Source organism: Methylobacterium sp. C25 (genome assembly GCF_021352225.1).
Taxonomy (GTDB): Bacteria; Pseudomonadota; Alphaproteobacteria; order Rhizobiales; family Beijerinckiaceae; genus Methylobacterium.
Window position 1 is genome coordinate 69,435 of the sequence record NZ_JAAUVI010000015.1, and the last position, 18,601, is coordinate 88,035.

At 63.5% G+C, this 18,601-nt stretch carries 21 protein-coding genes; 14 read left to right on the forward strand and 7 right to left on the reverse strand.

Translation table 11 applies throughout. The features are described 5' to 3' along the window. Positions 1–109: 109 nt before the first annotated feature. From HCU64_RS23115 to HCU64_RS23145, 7 genes are all read left to right on the forward strand, one after another. On the forward strand, positions 110–415 hold the full coding sequence (locus tag HCU64_RS23115) for a hypothetical protein (protein ID WP_233386686.1): 306 nt from the start codon (positions 110–112) through the stop codon (positions 413–415). Positions 416–560: 145 nt separating this feature from the next. Continuing rightward, entirely contained in the window at positions 561–1,418 is an 858-nt protein-coding gene (locus HCU64_RS23120) for a glucose 1-dehydrogenase (RefSeq protein ID WP_233386687.1), read from the forward strand. Then, positions 1,415–1,915, forward strand: a complete 501-nt coding sequence (locus HCU64_RS23125) for a DUF3429 domain-containing protein (protein ID WP_233386689.1) — start codon at positions 1,415–1,417, stop codon at positions 1,913–1,915. Before HCU64_RS23120 ends, HCU64_RS23125 begins: the two co-directional genes overlap by 4 nt. Before the next feature lie 38 nt (positions 1,916–1,953). Next, positions 1,954–2,091: a hypothetical protein gene (locus HCU64_RS23130; protein ID WP_233386691.1), complete on the forward strand. Its 138-nt coding sequence runs from the start codon at positions 1,954–1,956 to the stop codon at positions 2,089–2,091. 232 nt (positions 2,092–2,323) lie between these two features. Beyond that, complete coding sequence (locus tag HCU64_RS23135; protein WP_233386694.1) at positions 2,324–2,623, forward strand: hypothetical protein; 300 nt, start codon at positions 2,324–2,326, stop codon at positions 2,621–2,623. Beyond that, a complete protein-coding gene (locus HCU64_RS23140) occupies positions 2,623–3,261 on the forward strand; it encodes a TetR/AcrR family transcriptional regulator (protein ID WP_233386696.1) in 639 nt (212 codons plus the stop codon). The genes HCU64_RS23135 and HCU64_RS23140 overlap by 1 nt, the downstream gene beginning before the upstream one ends. Before the next feature lie 42 nt (positions 3,262–3,303). Further along, the gene (locus HCU64_RS23145; RefSeq protein ID WP_233386698.1) at positions 3,304–3,888 is read left to right on the forward strand and encodes a DUF2147 domain-containing protein; all 585 of its coding nucleotides are present in this window, start codon (positions 3,304–3,306) and stop codon (positions 3,886–3,888) included. Between the two features lie 117 nt (positions 3,889–4,005). Here HCU64_RS23145 and HCU64_RS23150 read toward each other — a convergent pair whose 3' ends face one another. From HCU64_RS23150 to HCU64_RS23175, 6 genes are all read right to left on the reverse strand, one after another. Continuing rightward, a complete protein-coding gene (locus HCU64_RS23150) occupies positions 4,006–4,638 on the reverse strand; it encodes a tyrosine-type recombinase/integrase (protein WP_233386700.1) in 633 nt (210 codons plus the stop codon). A gap of 199 nt (positions 4,639–4,837) precedes the next feature. After that, entirely contained in the window at positions 4,838–7,099 is a 2,262-nt protein-coding gene (locus HCU64_RS23155; RefSeq protein ID WP_233386751.1) for a xanthine dehydrogenase family protein molybdopterin-binding subunit, read from the reverse strand. 50 nt (positions 7,100–7,149) lie between these two features. Then, positions 7,150–8,130: an FAD binding domain-containing protein gene (locus HCU64_RS23160; protein WP_233386701.1), complete on the reverse strand. Its 981-nt coding sequence runs from the start codon at positions 8,128–8,130 to the stop codon at positions 7,150–7,152. Beyond that, complete coding sequence (locus HCU64_RS23165) at positions 8,127–8,633, reverse strand: (2Fe-2S)-binding protein (protein ID WP_233386702.1); 507 nt, start codon at positions 8,631–8,633, stop codon at positions 8,127–8,129. Before HCU64_RS23165 ends, HCU64_RS23160 begins: the two co-directional genes overlap by 4 nt. Positions 8,634–8,702: 69 nt before the next feature. After that, a complete protein-coding gene (locus HCU64_RS23170) occupies positions 8,703–9,134 on the reverse strand; it encodes a MarR family winged helix-turn-helix transcriptional regulator (RefSeq protein WP_233386703.1) in 432 nt (143 codons plus the stop codon). Between the two features lie 430 nt (positions 9,135–9,564). Then, positions 9,565–10,134 carry a type 1 glutamine amidotransferase domain-containing protein gene (locus tag HCU64_RS23175; protein ID WP_233386704.1) on the reverse strand — a complete coding sequence of 190 codons (570 nt, stop codon included), beginning with the start codon at positions 10,132–10,134 and terminating at the stop codon, positions 9,565–9,567. Positions 10,135–10,284: 150 nt separating this feature from the next. Between HCU64_RS23175 and HCU64_RS23180 the strand changes: the two genes are divergently transcribed. The 5 genes from HCU64_RS23180 (at position 10,285) to HCU64_RS23200 (ending at position 17,037) form a co-directional block, all read left to right on the forward strand. Then, positions 10,285–11,358 (forward strand): catalase family protein, encoded by a 1,074-nt coding sequence (locus HCU64_RS23180; RefSeq protein ID WP_233386705.1) that lies wholly within the window; start codon positions 10,285–10,287, stop codon positions 11,356–11,358. A 271-nt stretch (positions 11,359–11,629) separates the two neighbouring features. Continuing rightward, the gene (locus HCU64_RS23185) at positions 11,630–13,243 is read left to right on the forward strand and encodes a cation:proton antiporter (protein ID WP_233386706.1); all 1,614 of its coding nucleotides are present in this window, start codon (positions 11,630–11,632) and stop codon (positions 13,241–13,243) included. Between the two features lie 331 nt (positions 13,244–13,574). Continuing rightward, the gene (locus tag HCU64_RS23190) at positions 13,575–13,784 is read left to right on the forward strand and encodes a hypothetical protein (RefSeq protein WP_233386708.1); all 210 of its coding nucleotides are present in this window, start codon (positions 13,575–13,577) and stop codon (positions 13,782–13,784) included. Between the two features lie 701 nt (positions 13,785–14,485). Further along, complete coding sequence (locus tag HCU64_RS23195) at positions 14,486–14,662, forward strand: hypothetical protein (RefSeq protein WP_233386709.1); 177 nt, start codon at positions 14,486–14,488, stop codon at positions 14,660–14,662. Positions 14,663–14,955: 293 nt separating this feature from the next. Continuing rightward, positions 14,956–17,037: a catalase gene (locus tag HCU64_RS23200; protein WP_233386711.1), complete on the forward strand. Its 2,082-nt coding sequence runs from the start codon at positions 14,956–14,958 to the stop codon at positions 17,035–17,037. A gap of 339 nt (positions 17,038–17,376) precedes the next feature. Here HCU64_RS23200 and HCU64_RS23205 read toward each other — a convergent pair whose 3' ends face one another. Beyond that, complete coding sequence (locus HCU64_RS23205; protein ID WP_233386164.1) at positions 17,377–17,562, reverse strand: hypothetical protein; 186 nt, start codon at positions 17,560–17,562, stop codon at positions 17,377–17,379. Between the two features lie 337 nt (positions 17,563–17,899). On the opposite strand from HCU64_RS23205, the gene HCU64_RS23210 reads away from it, so the two are divergent. Then, entirely contained in the window at positions 17,900–18,412 is a 513-nt protein-coding gene (locus HCU64_RS23210; RefSeq protein ID WP_442786005.1) for a sigma-70 family RNA polymerase sigma factor, read from the forward strand. Positions 18,413–18,435: 23 nt separating this feature from the next. After that, positions 18,436–18,576 (forward strand): hypothetical protein, encoded by a 141-nt coding sequence (locus tag HCU64_RS23215; RefSeq protein WP_233386713.1) that lies wholly within the window; start codon positions 18,436–18,438, stop codon positions 18,574–18,576. Positions 18,577–18,601 lie beyond the last annotated feature (25 nt).

The following is an 18,601-nucleotide window of genomic DNA, read 5'->3' on the forward strand; positions in this document are numbered from 1 at the left end:
CTCGGTTCGCCGCGGCGGGCTTCTTCGTTCGCGGACAATACTCTTGGTTTTGTGCCTTCCTACCGGGCGAACTGACCGGATCCGGCCGGGTTGCCGGAGACAGCCTCCGATGAAGGCTGGTGCGTCATACGAGGAGGAAACCTTGCCCCAGTCCAACGACGAGATGCCGCGTCGCACCGAGGACAGCGATCCGAATGATGAGCAGCAGCATCCCGGCCTGCATACGCCCGTGGGCAGCGGAGCCCAACGCATTCAAAGCGACCGGGATGTCGAGGCTGACGAGAACGTCACCGTGCCCAGGCGATCGCAAGAGACGCCTCCCGAGACCAGTGGACCGACGGCACCCTCGTCGGTCGATCGGGAGCGGACCGAGAAGCCGTCCGACAATCGCAAAGGTGGATACGGCGCCGGTTGATAGGGCAACCACGGCCAATCCCGCTTGAGGGCAGCAGGCGCGTCGGCCCATTGACACCCACACAGTCCGACAGCGGCGTGATCTTTTGGTGCGCCGTTCGGTTGCCCGCAGGACGGCGCGTCTTGGCCGTTCGGAGGACAGCGACATGGCCGAGAATGGGACTCCTCTCTTCCCCGAGCAGCAGCAACGCATGCCCGGCTCGACCGCAGCGATGCGGCCGCAGCCCGATCATGGCGAGACCAGCTACCGGGGATCGGGTCGCCTGGAGGGAAAGAAGGCCATCATCACCGGCGCCGACTCCGGTATCGGACGCGCAGTCGCCATCGCCTTCGCCCGGGAAGGCGCGGACGTTCTCGTCTCCTATCTCGACGAAGAGGACGATGCTCAGGCAACACGCCGTCTGATCGAGGAGGTGGGGCGCACGGCGGTGCTGGTGCCCGGCGATATCAAGAGCGCTGCGCATTGTCGCGCTATTGTCGAGACGGCTGTCGGCGCATTCGGTCGGGTCGACGTGCTCGTCAACAATGCTGCACATCAGGCAACGTTCTCAAGCCCGGAAGAGATCAGCGACGAGGAGTGGGAAGTCACCTTCGCGACGAATATCCACGCGATGTTCTACCTGACGAAGGCCGCTCTCCCGCACATGCGCGAGGGCGCGTCGATCATCAACACCACGTCGATCAACGCCGACCAGCCGAGTCCGCAGCTCCTTGCCTACGCAACCACGAAGGGCGCGATCCACAACTACACCGCAGGTCTTGCCCAGATCCTAGCCAACAGAGGCATCCGGGTGAACTGTGTCGCTCCTGGACCAATCTGGACGCCATTGATCCCGTCGACCATGCCGCCCGAGAAAGTTCAGAACTTCGGTGGAAATACGCCTATGGGCCGGGCCGGACAGCCGCGGGAGCTGGCGGCCGCCTACGTCATGCTGGCCTCCGATGAGGCAAGCTATACCTCCGGCGCGACGATCGCCGTCACCGGTGGACGACCCTTCATTTGACCGCGACGAAGAAGCCCGACGGACGCACGATCACGGCGCGTGAACCTCGGGCGGTCCCCTGGCTGAGCGTCGTGCTGGGCTTCGGGCCGATGGTGCCCTTCGTCGGCGGAGCCATTCTCGCCTGGTGGTGTGTGGGCGAGATCCGTGAAGGCTTCATCATGCTGACGACCCTGTGGGGCGGGGCCATTCTGGTCTTCTTGTCCGGCGTGCGCCGAGGCGTCAGCTTCCGGACCGAGGGCGGTCCGCGGCCGGCTCAGCTCTCTACGATGTTCGGCCTGTTCAGCCTCGGCTTCCTGGCGCTTGCAGCGGCCGTTCGCAACGAGCCCAGCACGGCGTTGGCTCTCTTGATCCTAGGCTACGGCGGTATTGCGATACTCGATCCGATAGCTGCTCGACGCGGCGAGGCCCCGCTGCATTTCGCACGCTTGCGCCCGCTTCAGATGCCAGTCGCCATCCTTGGGCTTGGCGCATTGTTGGTGCTGACATTTCGCGGCTGACTGCACACGCTTGCCCCGCAAAAATCGATCAACTCTCGTTGGAGGACGGACGTGCGCTTTCAGAAACCGCCCGCCCGAGCGCCACGGTCAGCAACTTCGGCACGCAGAGAGGTCGCGCCGGCCGCTTCGCGGTCGGCGGCCTGATCGGCTACGATTTCGGGAAATTCACGGTGTAGGCCATCGTGGCGACCGACGTCGTCTCGACGGTGACCTACGCTCAGCCCATCACAGGGATCTCGGCAGATCGCTCCTGCTCATCGCCGTTTTCCAACAGCGAACCGACAGCAGCCTCAGAGGCGGTTTGGTGGGCATCGAGCGAGCCGCAGTGTGGTAGCGCACTCGACGAGAATGAATGTTCATTGCTATGAGAACGAACGTTCATTCTGGTATTCTGACTCGGGTGACCGCGTGGGAAATTCATTCGACGGTAGCTGGACCAACCCTGGTGCTGGACCTGCGGCGGCTCAATCCGATCTCGTCACCACGTTGAAGGCCGTCGGGGCTGTTTGCACGCCCATCAACCTGTCGCTTTCGGCCGCTGTGGTTGTGGGATGGCTATCGATCCTGGCCTGGACGGGGGCAGGCCCGCATAGCTGGCAGGCCCGCTCCTGCGCCGAGTTCGGCTCGGATCGCCCGGCTTGCGGTATGATGTCCGCGAAGGACCAGAACCGTCTTCCCAGTCACGGCCCCGGCGGCAAGGGCGCGTGATGGGAGAGGCAGCGCGCAGTGCGGCGGACGCGCGCGACGGCCAGACAGCTCGCCGCGAACACATCCTCGATGCTGCCGAGACCTGTTTCGTCCGCAACGGGTTTCACAGGACCACGATGCTGGATCTTGCGAAAGCCGCGAGCATGAGCGCCGGCAACTTCTATCGCTACTTCCCATCGAAGGAGGCCATCGTCGTCGGCCTGGCGGACCGTGATCGCGAACGTGGGATCGCGATCCTGGGCGAGCTGGAAAAAACCAATGATCGCAGAGGAGCCTTTCAAGGCCTGCTGGCCCAGTACTTCTCGTCGATGACGCGGGAGGCGGCCATATTGCGCCTCGAGATCTGGGCGGAGACCACGCGGAATCCGGTCATTGCGGAGATGCACAAGCGCTCGGAGGCAGAAGCCCGGATCTGGTTCGTGGATGCTCTGACAGCCCTGGCTTCGTCGCCCGACTGCGAGCCTGAGGCGCTTTACGCGGCGGTATCGAGCTTCATGAAGGGCATCGTCGTGGAGCGTGCATTGGCGGCGGCCTACGACCCGTCCCCTGCCATCGCCCGACTCCTCGCTCTGATCGATGCCGGCTTGGCCGGAACCTCGGACGGCATCTGCGGTGCATCAGACCGAACCATGTCCTGAAGCGGAAGGGTGTCCTTCCGATCGCGAATCCGCGGAGACCGCATGACCCTGATCACCTCTCGTTTTGCCACGGCGACGTTGGCGGCGATCGCCGCCTATGGCTGCACGTGCGTGGAGCCTGCGCGTGCTGCCGAGCCGTTCGGGACGTGGCTGACCGAAGATGGACGCGCTCGCGTGAGGACGGAGCCCTGCGGATCGGAGAACAGCCGGCTCTGCGGCTTCATCGTATGGGGCAGCAAGCCTCTCGACGAGACCGGCCAGCCCAAGGTCGACAAATTCAATCCGGACCCGAAGAAGCAGGCACGGCCGCAACTCGGCCATCAGATGCTGCTCGGTCTCGCCTTGAACGAGGACCGACACTTCGAAGGCAAGATCTACAACGCCGACAACGGCAAATCCTACGACGTCACGGTCTGGAGCGAGCAACCGTCGACCCTGACGGTGAAGGGCTGCATGCTGGTCTTCTGTGCCTCGCAGAAATGGAAGCGCGTCGCGGACATCGCACCCGGTCAACTTCGGGGAGCCACGGATGCTTCGGATGGCCCGAAGTCGGATCCTGAGTGGGCACCGAAGTCGGGATCCCAAAAAAATGTGACGAAGGGGCAGTCCGCCACTTTACCACACTGAGCTCTCGATCGAACGACCGCTTTTGAGCATTCGACGAGCCGAGTTCCTGACGAGTTTTTGCGCGATCCCGCTGTCAGTGTTTGAGGGCTCCTCGATCAGGCGTCGAGGAGCCTCACATCAAATCTCGGTCGCCTCGGCCAAGGTGAGAGCATCTTCGACGTCAACACCGAGGTAGCGCACTGTGCTCTCAATCTTGGTGTGGCCAAGGAGGATTTGCACGGCGCGCAGGTTGCCGGTCCGCTTGTAGATCAGCGACGCCTTCGTGCGCCGCAGCGAGTGCGTGCCGTAGTCCTCACGTCGCAGGCCGATGCCCGTCACCCACTCGTCGACCAAGCGGGCGTACTGCCGTGTGCTGATGTGGTCCGTGCGATCGATCCGGCTTGGGAACGCGTAGTCGTCGAGTGCGCCGCCTCGGCATTCCAGCCAAGTCAGGACGCTGGTGCGGGCCGGCTCGAGGATTTCGAATTGTACGGGTTGGCCAGTCTTGCGCTGGATGACGATGGCGCGTGCGCGGACGCGACCGCCGCTCACGACATCGCCGATCCTGAGTTTGACGAGATCGCAGCCTCGGAGCTTGCTGTCGATCGCCAGATCGAACATTGCACGATCCCGTACGCGTTGTTCGCGATCGAGCCAGAAGCGGATCGCCCAGACCTGCTGCGGTTTTAGAGCACGCTTGGCGCCGAGCTTGCGGCCCGCGTTCCATGCTCGGCGATCTTTGAAGACTGGATCATTTTCGGAATGTCCCATCGTCGTTCTCCCAACCGGCCCGCGCCGGCAGCGAGATGAAAAACGATGGCAGCGCGTTCAAAGCGGCGGATGGCCGAAAGTTGACCGGCAGCTTTCGGGTTTCCAGACTTCAGAGTGGGTATCTCGGCGCGGGCTGCTCTCAACCCAACCTCGTCAATTATGCTCGCATTGCTGCGAGCCCTTGAGAAAGGGTCGGGGCCTACAGCAGCTTGTCGAGTGTGATAGGCAACTCCCGTACGCGCTTGCCAGTCGCGTTAAACACGGCGTTGGCGACAGCGGCCGCCACCCCGGTGATGCCGATCTCGCCGATGCCGCGCGCGCCGAGGGGAGAGCGCGGATCGGGGATGCCCGTCCAGATCACCTCGATCTCCGGCACATCGAGATGGACCGGGATGTGATAGTCGGCCAGCGACGGGTTCATGATGCGGCCGTTGCGCTCGTCGAACAACGTTTCTTCGGTCAGTGCCAGGCCAAGCCCCATGATCATCCCGCCCTTGAACTGACTGGTGGCTGTCTGAGGGTTGAGGATGGTGCCGCAATCGAAGGAGCCGAGCAGCCGGTCGACCCGGATCTCCGCGGTCACGTCGCTGACGCGCAGCTCGCAGAAGACCGCGGAGGTGCTGTGCATGGCGTATTTCAGCATCTCCAGCGGCGGCTTCCCCGTCGCCGTCACCGAGATCTCGTCTCGCCCGGCCCGGGCCAGGATCGAGCTATAGGCCTCATGCCGCCTAGCATCCTCGATCGAGCCGACGCCTCCGTCGACGAGACGCACCTCCCCTGCCCGCAGGCCGGCGATCGGGCTGTCGTTGCCGGCGAGGCGCACCAGTTCGCCGACGAGCTTCTCGGCCGCCGCAATGATCGCACCCGCGACCGAAGCCGTCTGGGACGAGCCGCCGGCCATCGGGGCGGCGGGAAGCGCAGAGTCGCCGAGTTCGAAGGTGACCTCCGAGACGGACAGGCCGAGACGGTCTGCGGCATGCTGCGTCTGAACGGTCGAGGTGCCCATGCCCATCTCCTGGGCCGAACAGGCGACGACTGCAGAGCCGTCGCGGCGCAGGGTGATGCGGGCGGAGGCTCCCGGCATGCGTGCATAGGGGAAGCTGCCCGTGGCGCAGCCCATGCCGATCCGCCACTCGCCGTCGCGTCGCGCACCCGGCTCCGGTACCCGCCGTTCCCAGCCGAAGCGCTTGGCTCCGTCCGTGAAGGCTTGGCGCCGGGCGTGCTGCGAGAACGGCGCGCCCGAGATCGGATGCCGTTCCGGCTCGTTGCGAAGCCTGAGCTCGATCGGGTCGATGCCCATGCTGTGGGCCAGTTCGTCGACCGCGCTTTCCAGCGCGAAGCTGCCGATCGCCTCGCCCGGCGCGCGCATGAAGGTGTTCGGGACGACGTCGAGGTCGACATGGTGCTGCAGGATCTCGAAGCTCTTCGCGCGGTAGAGCGCGCGTGATCCGAGCGTGTAGGCCTCCGGACAAGCGCCGTAGGTCGGCATCACCGAATGGCCGCCATGGATGAGCGCCGTGAAACGGCCGTCCGCATCGGCGCCGATGGCGACGCGCTGCTCCGTCGGCGAGCGACCGCCGATGATGCGGTAGACGCTCTCCCGGCTGAGCACGAGCCGCAAGGGGCGCCCGACGATACGCGCGGCCGCGATCGCGAGGATCTGGTGATCCCACAGGCCCTTGCCGCCGAACCCGCCGCCGACGAAGGGCGAGAGCACGCGGATCCGATCCTTCTTGAGCCCGAAGATCTTGGCGAGAACCGCGGCGCTCGGCGCGATCATCTGCGTCGCATCGTGCACGGTCAGTGCATCCTCGCCCTCCCAGAACACCGTCAGAGCGTGGAGTTCGATCGCGTTGTGGTTCTGCCAAGGCGTCCGATAGAGGTTGTCGACGCAATAAGCCGCCTGAGCCAGCTCGCGCTCCGCCTTGCCGACCGAGACGTGGTTCCGCTCGATCAGGAGCGAGTCCAGTGTCCGCGACTTGGCCTTCGCCTCCTCGAACCGCGTTGCCGGTTCGGCGCGCGCATAGCTGATTGCGAGAAGCGACGCGGCGTGGTCGGCCTGTTCCTGGCTCTCGGCGACGACCACGGCCACGACCTGCCCGTTGTAGCGGATCTCGGCATCCTGGAGGATCGGCAGGTCGCTGTTCCCGACGGCCGAGAAGTCGCTCATCGAGATCAGGGCCGGGCTCTCGATCCGCGGCATGGTGCGGTGGGTCAGCACCAGGATCACGCCGGGCGCGCCCTCCGCCGCGCTGGCGTCCAGCTGCGTGATCCGTCCGCGGGCGATCGGGCTATGGACCAAAGTGGCGTAGGACAGCCGCTCTGCCGCCACCTCCGCCGCGAACCGTGCCCGGCCGGCGACTTTCAGGGGGCCGTCGAGGCGTGAGGCCTGCCGTCCGATGGCGGCGCGGCGTTCGATCAGGGGATCGGGCGTGCCGCCCGGCAGCCACTGGGACGGCATCCATCCGAGCACCGTCCGGACCGAGCCGACGATGGCGTTCTGAACCTTGCTCATCGATCGTCTCCCGTGAGGTCCGTGAGAACGGCACTGAGCGTGCGCTTGGCCAGTTCGATCTTGAAGGCGTTGCCGGCGAGCGGGGCGGCGTCGGCGAGTTCCAGAGCCGCTGCAGCCATGAATGCCTCCGCGCTTGGGACGGCGCCGCGCAGGGCGGCTTCGGCCCGATGGGCGCGCCAGGGCTTGGGAGCGACGCCTCCGAAGGCGATGCGGGCCTCGTCGATCCGGCCTTCGCGGAGCGTGAGCCCAGAGGCGACCGAGACGAGGGCGAAGGCGTAGCTCGCGCGGTCACGCACCTTCCGGTAGCCGGACCGGGCCGCGAAAGGTGAGGCCGGGATCTCGATGGTCTCGATGACCTCGCCCAGTTCGAGCACGGTCTCGAGGTCGGGCCGGTCTCCAGGCAGGCGATGGAAATCCACCAGGGGCACCGTGCGCTCGCCGGCCGGACCTGCGATGCGGACGCTCGCATCGAGAGCCGCCAGGGCCACGCACATGTCGGAGGGATGTGTCGCCGTGCAGGCCGAGGAGGCGCCGAGGATGGCGTGGTAGCGGTCGAAGCCGCCCGCGGCGTCGCATCCGGTGCCGGGCTCTCGCTTGTTGCAGCGGGAGCCGGCGACGTCGGCGAAGTAAAGGCACCGTGTCCGCTGCATGAGATTGCCGCCGACAGTCGCCATGTTGCGCACCTGGGCCGAGGCGCCTGCCAGGATGGCACGCGACAGCATCGGATAGCGGGTGCGGACGAGCGGATGGGCCGCGACTGTGCTGTTTCGCGCGGCAGCCCCAATTAGGAGGCCACCCGAACCGGTCTCTTCAATCGCCGCCGACAAGGCGGTGACGTCGGTCAGCCGGGAGGGCTGCTCCACGCCCTTGCGCATGAGGTCGACGAGGTTGGTGCCCCCGCCGAGCAGACGGCTGGTTTCGGCCATCTGGACCGCCTCGCTCAAGGACGAGGCGCGCTGATACGAGACGGGATTCATGCGGCCTTCTCCGTCGCAACCTGGAAGATCGCGTCGACGATGCCGTTATGCGCGCCGCATCGGCAGAGGTTGCCGCTCATCCGCTCGCGGATCTCCTCGCGCGAGACGGAAACGTGCTCCTGGGCGAGGTCGGCCGTTACGTAGCTCGGAACACCTTCCGCCAACTCGCGCAGCATCGCCGATGCCGCGCAGATCTGGCCGGGCGTACAGTACCCGCACTGGAATCCGTCGTGCTCGATGAAGGCGCTCTGGAGCGGATGCAGCCCATCTCCCTCGGACAGGCCCTCGATGGTCGTGACCTCGCGCCCGTCGGCCTGCACTGCGAGGGTGAGGCAGGACAGCACCCGCTGGCCGTCCAGCAGCACCGTGCAGGCGCCGCAGGCTCCCTGGTTGCAGCCGACCTTGGTGCCGGTCAGATGCAGCCCTTCTCTCAGATGATCGAGCAGGGAAACGCGTGCATCGTCGGGCGAGGCGACCTCAGTCCCGTTGACCCTGATGGTCATCGTACGTCCTCCGCGTGCTGAGCCCGGCGAAGCAGGCGCGACCAGCAGATATGACGAACTTCGGATTATTCAATCTTCGTCGTATGCAATTTTCGTCACCATGCCGATGAAGGCGTCGCGCTCGGCCGGTGCGAGCCGTTCGAGCATCATCCGGTTGAGCGAGTTGTAGGCCTCAACGTGCGAGCGTGCCCGTTTGGCTCCATCCTCGGACAAGCGCAGCGCTACGGCGCGACGATCGCCCTCGATACGGTGCCTCTCCAGCATCCCGCTCTTCGCTAGGCGATCGGTCGCCGATGAGATGGTGGTTACGGGCAGCCCGAGAAACCGCGCGATGTCGGTCGGCCCGCTATCGGGGTGCCGTAGGACGAAGAGGAGGGTCTGAACGTCGAGCTCGTTCAGCGGCTTGTCCGAGGTTCCCGCGCCGGCGAGCTTGTAGCGCCGCACGAAGGCCTCGAACGCGGCACCGAGGGTGGCGATCTGGTCGGCGGTCGGCTTCGTCATGCCGGTCGCATATCGCGCCGCGGAGAATGGCACAATTTGCACCCCGGTAGATGGTCTCATGGAATGATTGAGGTTTGTCGGGCATGCCGGTTGCCCCAAAATGATCGACCTCAGAATTACTAAATCAGTTTGAGAGCGACCGAGTTGGGCATTAGATGAACGGCTTAACTGGCCAAAATCGGGATGGCAGCTTGCGGCGTACCATTGTAGCGAGCGACCGTACCCGGCTCCCGGCTTTCGACCTACCCTTATGGTGGCGACCCCAAATCTTCGAGCGCTCAGCTCAGCCGATCTTCGTTCCCGAAGCTGAATCCAATGAAGTCGAGGGGATGTCGAGAACTCGGCCGACCCCAATGCGACAAATCGTTCCGATCAAGAAATGCATGAATTCAGACGATGAGTAGGCCGCCGGGGCTGCCCCGGCGCCTCATCAGGCGCTCTCAGCCTGCCCAGCATGGCGCCCCTCCGAGAATTCCTCGACGATCTTGGCGCAAAATGCTGGCAAGTCCTTTGGGTTGCGGCTCGTCACCAATCCCTGGTCGGTAACCACCTCCTGGTCGACCCACTCGCCGCCGGCGTTGCGAATGTCCGTTTGCAGAGTCGGATACGAGGTCAACTTCCGACCTCGAACGACATCCGCTTCGACTAACGTCCATGGGCCGTGGCAGATCACGCCGATCGGCTTGCCCTGAGCCACGAAGTCATGAACGAGGGCGATGACGTCCTTGCTCGCTCTGAGTTTGTCGGCTCCTACGCAGCCGCCGGGAATGACGAGCCCGTCAAACTGTGATGCTGAGGCCCCTTCGATGGCGGCATCAACTGCGTAGCGGCCGCCTGGATCGAGGTCGCCGTTCACAGTCTCGGCCTCGCCTGCTTCGAGCCCGATCACCGTAACGGTAGCCCCGGCTTGCATGACGGCCTCGCGCGGCTTCACGAATTCAGGCTCCTCGGTGCCACGCGGCGCGATGAGAATGGCGATCTTCTTGCCTTGCAGGCTCATGACGGTCTTCCCGAGATGCGAAATGGCTGGCGTGCGAGACGCCATATGCCGCGACAATCACAGGGGCCGTCCAACGTTCCCACTCGATCGGCATCCGGAACAGGAAGGCAAGCGAGAGGTTCACCTGGAAGTTGAACGAAGGTGAAACACATGACCTTGGCTGCTCCCGTCCGCTACAGCCCCGATGTCGAGGACGTGAAGCCGAGTGAAGGCCAGACCATCGAACAGTTGAACCAGACCTTCGACACAATCCTTCAGACGGTGGCCGACGATTCCGGCCACGCGGTCCGCGCCGTTCATGCCAAGGCGCATGGCATCCTCGAAGGCACGCTGACCGTCGAAGCCGACCTGCCGCTGGAGCTCGCACAGGGCATGTTCGCCACGTCGGGCGAGCACAAGGTTTTCATGCGCTTATCAACGAACGCCGGCGACATCTTGCCCGACGCGGTATCGCTTCCCCGTGGCCTCGCTTTGAAGGTGCTCGACGTGCCGGGCGAACGCCTGCCCGATGCCGAGGGCACAACTCAGAACTTCATCATGGTCAATGGCAACGTCTTCCAGGCCCCGGACGCCGAGAAGTTTCTGGGAAGCCTAAAGCTGCTAGCTAAGACTACGGACCGGATTGAGCGCGTGAAGGTGGCGGCGTCCTCGGTTCTGCGCGGCGTCAATAAGGCACTGCAAGCCGTTGGGGTCGAAAGTCCCGCCATTGCTTCGCTCGGTGGAGCTCCAAACGTCGACCCTCTCGGAGAGACATATTACAGCGTCACCCCGTTCCGGTATGGCGACCACATCGCGAAGTTCTCACTAGCGCCCGTCTCGCACAGCCTGACCGCACGGACGGGCAACTCGATCGATGCTACGGGCCGTCCCAACGCGCTCCGCGAGACCGTGCAATCCGAGATGCAAGGTATCGAGGGCGTCTGGGAGTTTCGGGTTCAATTGTGCCGCGACCTCAAGCGCCAACCTGTCGAAGATCCGACGATCGAGTGGAACGAGGACGAGGCGCCCTTCGTGAAAGTCGCGACTGTGAGGGTGCAGCCTCAGGACAGCTGGAGTTCGGAGCGCGTCGATGCCGTCGACGAGCACATGCGCTTCAGCATTTGGACGGGGCTCGTAGCGCATCGTCCGCTTGGCAACATCAATCGGGCGCGGAATGCGACCTACCAGCATTCCGCGGAGTTCCGGCAGCGTTTCAACGGCTGTCCGATCCACGAACCGGCTTGATTACCTGAACGGCGATGGTTGGCAGAAACCGGCTCATCGAACCCCCACGCATTTCCGCTGGGCTATCTTGCAGTAGTTGATACGGCGGTGCCGGAGGCAGGCGCCTTGGTCTTCGGTCTGCTTGCCTCGGCAATTTGGATTGGCGTGACGGTCGCGGACGTCTTGGTCGCCCAATCCACCCTCCGGCCCATGAGGAAGGGCTCCGGGTACGCCTTCGACGAACTGTCGGCGGCTTGGGGCGGCGGCGTGATCGCGCGCTATCTCTGCATCCATGTTCGTGTTCGAGTGGATTGTCGGAGTTCTCTTTGGAGCGGTATTGCTTGCCGCGCTCGCGAGAAAATGCGGCGTTCCGTATCCGGCCTTCCTCGCAATGGGTGGTGTCGGACTGGCGTTCGCGCCCGGCGTACCGAACCTAAAGCTCGATCCAGAGCTCGCGTTGGCGCTGTTTCTAGCGCCGGTCCTACTGGATGCGGGCTACGACACCTCCTTACGGGATTTGCGAGCGAACTGGCGCCCGATTGCTGGCCTTGCGCTCGGCGCCGTCGGCGTCACGACCATCGCTGTGGCGGTCGTTGTGAAGGTGCTCGTCCCCGACGTCCCGATCTCGGCGGCGATCGTTCTCGGGGCTGTCGTCGCTCCGCCTGATGCGGTCGCTGCGCTTTCGGTCCTGCGGCACGTGAACCTGCCGCATCGTCTCGCCACCATCCTGCGGGGCGAGAGCCTGCTCAACGATGCAAGCGCGCTGCTCATCTATCGGCTCGGGGTCGCCGCTGCCGCGAGCGGAACTCTCGTGCCCTCAGATTTGTGGCCGGCGTTCTTGATCGGCGTCGTCGGCGGCCTGACCGCTGGTCCGGTGCTCGGTGTGATCTCCCTCCGGTTGATGCGGATATTCGAAGATCCGGCAACGACCATCGTCCTCCAGTTCGTGCTCGCCTTCGGCATCTGGCTGGTCGCCGAGCGCCTCGGACTATCCGGGGTCCTCACGGTGGTGAGTTACGCCATCACGGTCGCCCGGCACGCACCTGAACAGACCAGCCCGCGCAAGCGGATCGTCTCGTATGCCGTGTGGGATACGGCCATCTTCGTTCTCAACGTGCTGGCGTTCGTCCTCATCGGCAACCAAATCGGACCGATCTTGGAAGGGCTCGGGCCGCAGCAAAGGCTCTCGTATGGGCTCGTGGCCGGCGCCGTGACGGTGACCGTCGTCCTCGTGCGCATCGCCTGGGTCGTTCCGGCAAGTGGCATCCGACGGATCGGGTTCAGCCGAGGTGCGACGGGCAAGAGCTCGGTGCTTGGCGTTGGGACCGAGTTCGAGAGGGGTCTGGCGCACGAACGGCTCGGCTCGCCGGATCTAGGACCGATGGCGGGTCTTGCCGTAGCCTGGGCCGGGATGCGCGGGCTCGTCACGATCGCCACCGCCCTCGCACTCCCCGATGAAGGGCCCGGATTTCCCTACCGCGATTTGATCGTGCTGACCGCCTTCAGCGTCGTCATCGGCACGCTCGTGCTTCAGGGCCTCACACTGCGGCCCCTACTGGCGTGGCTACGTCTCGAGGACGACGATCCCGTCGGGCACGAAGTGGGCTGGGGCCGAGCGGAAGCCTACTCGGCGGCGATCGACAGCCTCGATGGCGATGAAACCGAAGGCGCGGAGGTCTTGCGTCAAGAGTTTCGGACCGCTCTCGAGGAAGCAGAGATCGACGAGAAGGGGCTAGCTTCCGAAGGTCTGCCCGCCGACGCGGCTCGCCGTCGGGCAATTACCGCGGCCCGGGACCGAGTTCTCCATATGCGCAGGGACGGGTTGATCGGGGACGATGCCTACTACGTCCTCGAGCAGGAGTTCGATTGGGCCGAACTCAGCGTGACTCCGCGCGAAGACGCTTGAATGCCCACTTCGGCTGGCCGAATGCGCTTGAGAGCCCTCAGGAGCAGCTTGAGCGACTCGACGACGTCGCGACAGTCCATGAGCTCGTCGACGCGCTGGTCGGGTGCGAGGGACGTTCCAGGTCCTCATGTTTTACTGGAGGCTAGACTTGCCTCGGACATCTCGCAGCTCGAACGGGGAAGGCTCCAGCCGTCGCCGCGCAGGCCCGCGGCGGTCCGATCGCGATACGCCGAATATGGCGATAGATGACTGGCTTTTGGTTCGGCCCAGGAACCGTGACCCGCCCGGAAGATTGGCCATCGAAGCCACTCCGGCGACGAGGATGGACACCATGACGACCGATGTCGAGAAGCACCGCGAACTGCTGGGCGCCCTGAAGAGCGCCCAGGGCAAGAATGATGGCTCTTTCGAACAAGCCGTGACAGCCGCCTTCGAACACGCCTTCGAGCACCTGGAGCGTCTGAACAACCATGTCTCGTCCGGCGGCCCGGACGGAGAGGATCGCCATCTCAAACCCGGCGAGTCGGCCACCCTGCGGTAGGGGTGGAAGGAGGCGCGAAGGTCGCGTTCTTCGCGTGGCCGACGAAGAACGAGCGCGCCTGCCGATTATCGGGGCTACCGGCGTCAAAGCATCCTCAATAGCTGTGCGGGGTATCGCTACCGATCGGTACGGCGACGTCGGGTCACTCCCGAAAACCGCAATCACGTCTCGTTGATATGCACGAACAATAGGACATCGCATCCGTTGGAGCGTCTCACCCGCCTTGCTCCCGAAATGCGGATTAGCCATGAACCGACTTCTCACTGCCGCCTTCGTTCTCGCCATTGCCTCTCCGGCCTTGGCCCAGACGCCGCCCGCAAAAACCACTAGCCCCGCCGGCACGGATTTGGGTACGGCCCCGTCATCACCTCAAAATGGCGGTCCCGGCTCGAACACGGAGGTTCCCCGCAGCGGCTTGGGGTCGGGTACGATTTCGAACAATCCTGGCGCATCCGGAAATGCCGAACGTCCGGAAGTCGGGCGTCCCAACACGGGCGGCGGTGGTGGCAACAACTGACGCCAAGCTGAAACAAGGGCGGTCCGGCGTTGGCCGGATCGTCTTTGATGCTTTGGGGGACATCAAACCGAGGTCGTGAAACGGACGGCAATATTTCAGATTCATTTATTCGCGCGCCACCGGGCCGCCGGGAACTTGGCTGCTGGTAGGTCGAATTCCTCTCAAAACCATTGAGAGGAAACCCATGGACAACTCTATCCTGATCATCGTCCTAGCAATCGCAACGCTCATCATCGTCGTGGTGGTTGCGAGTGTCATGCGCGGTCGCGTCGCAAAGGCGAAAGGCGATCCCGACCGTTCCAGCTTCACTAAGCATCATGGAGAGGCGCCCAGACCCAACCGACCGGGCACGGACCATTGAAGGCAAAAAAGTCCGCTCGGTTCACCGCCGCATGATCGAACTGTGAAGCCGAGCTGCCGAAGCAGCTCGGCTTCACAGGAAAACGCACTTCAAGCCATGGATTGCCCTTTTCCGATCGTGAGTGCGCGGATCGGCTCGACATTTCAGACTTAAAGCAGTCGGCGATCCAACCCCACCGGATCAGGGCCCGACGAAGCATCTCGTCCTGATCGGGCCTTTCAGACAAAAACTCGTCCAATGCGAAACTAGCTGGCCGTCGGAAGGTTTGCGGGTCGAAGCCAGCGAGGACCTTCATGAGCGACAGCACCGACCGCATTACCGGCCATGGTGGGGAGACGCATCAAATTACTGATGCCGACCACCCGGTCCTGACGACCAACCACGGCGTTCCGGTAAGCGACAACCAGAACCAACTGAAGGCGGGCCATCGCGGTCCCGTCCTGCTCGAGGACGAGGTCTATCGCGAGAAGATCAACCACTTCGACCACGAGCGCATCCCTGAGCGGATCGTGCACGCCCGCGGCACCGGTGCCCACGGCTACTTCGAGTGCACCCAGTCGCTGTCCGACATCACTCGGGCGGATCTCTTCCAGAAGAAGGGCCAGCGGACCGATGTTTTCGTGCGGTTCTCGACGGTCGCTGGCGGTGCGGGATCCGTCGACAATCCGCGCGACGTGCGTGGCTTCGCCGTCAAGTTCTACACCCGAGAGGGCAACTGGGATCTCGTCGGCAACAACATTCCGATCTTCTTCATCCAGGACGCGATCAAGTTTCCTGACCTGATCCATGCGGCGAAGATGGAAGCCGACCGCGGCTATCCACAGGCCGCAACCGCGCACGACACGTTCTGGGACTTCATCAGCCTGATGCCCGAGACCACCCACATGGCCATGTGGATCATGTCGGATCGCACGCTGCCGCGCAGCTTTGCGACGATGGAGGGCTTCGGGATCCACACGTTCCGCTTCGTCAACGGCGAGGGTAAATCCACCTTCGTCAAATTCCACTGGAAGCCGAAGGCCGGCATGGCCTCGACCATTTGGGATGAGACCGTGAAGGTTGCTGGAGCCGATCCCGACTTCCAGCGGCGCGACCTGTTCGAACGGATCGGACGCGGCGACTTTCCCGAATGGGATCTCGGCGTTCAGCTCTTCGACGAAGAGTTCGCCAACAGCCAGCCCTACGACGTGCTCGACGCGACGAAGATCATTCCCGAAGAGGTTCTACCGGTCCGGATCATCGGGAAGCTCGTTCTCGATCGATACCCCGACAACTTCTTCGCCGAGACCGAGCAGGTGGCGTTCTGCCCGAGCCACATAGTGCCGGGGATCGACCACTCGAACGATCCGCTTCTGCAGGGGCGGCTGTTCTCCTACCAGGACACGCAGATCAAGAGGCTCGGCACTACAAACTGGCACCAGCTCCCCATCAACCAGGCCAAGGGGCGAGAGGGCGGTTGCCCGTATCTGAACATGCAGCGCGACGGGCACATGCAGATGCAGGTGCCGAAGGGACGCGCCAACTATGAGCCGAACAGCCTGCATCTCGCAGGCGAAATCGGCGGCCCGCGCGAAGATCCCGAGAACGGGTTCAAGACGTTTCCGTCCGAAGAACAGGGGCAGAAGCTGCGGATCCGCCCCGAGAGCTTCGCGGACCACTACAGCCAGGCGAGACTATTCTGGCGATCGATGGATCCCGCCGAACAGGCGCACATCGCGTCGGCCTTCGTGTTTGAGCTGAGTAAGGTCTCCTTGGAGCATGTCCGCCTGGCGACGATGGCCAATCTGCGCAACGTCGACGAAGCCCTCGCCAAGAGGGTCGCGGACGGCTTGGCAATGGATCTGCCCGACGCATCGCCGACCAGCGCGCCGGTGATCGATATGGAGCCGTCGCCCGCTTTACGGGTCATCCGTGGCCCGTTGGAGAAGCACACTCTCGAAGGGCGGACCGTCGGGATACTCCTGGCGGACGGCAGCGACGCGAAAGACCTGCAGAAACTCAGGGATGCCGTCAAAAAGGCAGGCGGTCATTCGATCACGATTGCGCCGAAGGTCGGCGCAGTCCCGCTATCGGATGGCACGAAACTAAAGGCCGATGCCCAGCTGTTCGGTCAGCCGTCTGTGACAGTCGATGCCTGCGCCGTACTTCTTGCGGCAGAGGCGTGTGCGAAGCTGGTCAAGGAAGGCGCAGCCGTACAATGGGTCATGGATGCGTTCGGCCATCTCAAGGCCATCGGTCACAATCCGGGAGCCCAGGCGCTGCTCGACAAAGCTGGTGTCGAGCCGGACGACGGTGTGGTCGAACTCGATGCTTTCGTAAAGGCTGCGACGAAGCGCTATTGGGACCGCGAATCTAAGGTCCGCACGCTCGCTTGAGTTCGCAATTCGACGGCGGGCGGCTATCGATTACAAAGCCGCTCGCCCCAACGGCTTTCGTCGTTGACCACGGCGGTATCGGACAAGATCCGGAACGTAGCCGATCTCAAGAAAACCTGACGACGGCCGATACATCGTCGTTCGCGGCAGTCTTGGGCGTCGCGCGACGCCCGATGTGGAACGGCCGATCAAGATCGCATCGTGGGCTAGCTCATGGACGCACGTCAGACATTAAGACCCTAGAACGTACAGGCAACATATCCAATCAAAGACCATATCCGCCCACGCACGAAAAAGGCCGGCGCCCAGGCGCCGGCCTCTTATTTGATCCGAGAACCATCAATTATCGGAATGGCCCGATCCAGGAGGCGTCGTCTTCGGCGCCTTGCCGTCCTCGACACGTCCCTCGTTACGCAAGTCGCGCCCCTCCTGAGCCTTTCGCTGGCTCTCGGGAGACTTGCCGTGCTCGTTGAGCTCTTCCTTGATGTAGCCAGCTGCTTCCTTGGCTTCGCCTTTGATGCTCATGATCACCATTCTCCAAATCTGAACGCTGTCGGTCACTCGACGGCGATCTGGTGCGACGGCAACCGCAGGCACCCCACAAGGTTTCGCACCGCCGCTTGTAAGATTTGTATCTGTCAGAGATGGTTCGCTTTCAGACTAAGATGGTCTCGCTGCCGTGTCGGCGCGAACTTTTGACAAGGATCCGCGTTCGGTTTGACCCTTAGGTCACCGGAATGAGCAGAAACCATGGTTGCGCCGTCCAAGGATTCTGTCAGTCAGCGTATGATAAAAAGCGCCGGAATTTCACCGGAAATTCAGTCTGATCTCGGCGGCATTTCGCGTCGATTTCCTTGACCTGATGCTCAACCTGCAGCGGTTCGCGCTGTCCCTGACGAAAAATCAGGCGCGAGCTGACGACCTTGTCCAGGATACGATGCTGAAGGCTTGGCGAGGCCGAGCGAGCTTCACGGTCGGTACGAACCTCGGCGCGTGGCTTTTCACGATCATGCGAAATAACTTCTACTCGTCCTGTCGCAAGCACTCTCAAGAGGTGAATGCCGGCGACGACGACCATGCCAACGATCTTGCCGTCCTGCCCGAACAAGGTTGCCGGCTCGATCTGCAGGACGTCTACCTCGCCATGGCAAAATTGCCGATCGAGATGCGCGAGGCGCTCAGTCTCGTCACCATTGAGAACAAGACCTACGAGGACGCGGCGGCCCTCATGAAATGTCAGGTCGGTACCGTGAAGAGCCGTGTCTGGCGCGCCCGCGAACGTCTGACTCGTATCCTTGGCTACGGTGGTGGCGATGTTGGTGTCGACTACGTCACGCGTTCGGCGATGGGCATGGCAGGCCCGTCGCTCCGTTGAACCGATGTGGACAAGGAGGCCCCATGACCGAGAAGAAAGGGCAAGGCAGTGCGACGGCCAAGAAGGCAAACGCCAAGGCCAGCCACGAAGGCAAATCGAATCCCCGCACGTCATCCTCAGCGCAGTCCGAGCTCGGCAAGAAGGGCGGCAGATCCAACAAGTAGGACAGCGGTGACCTCACCCTCGGAA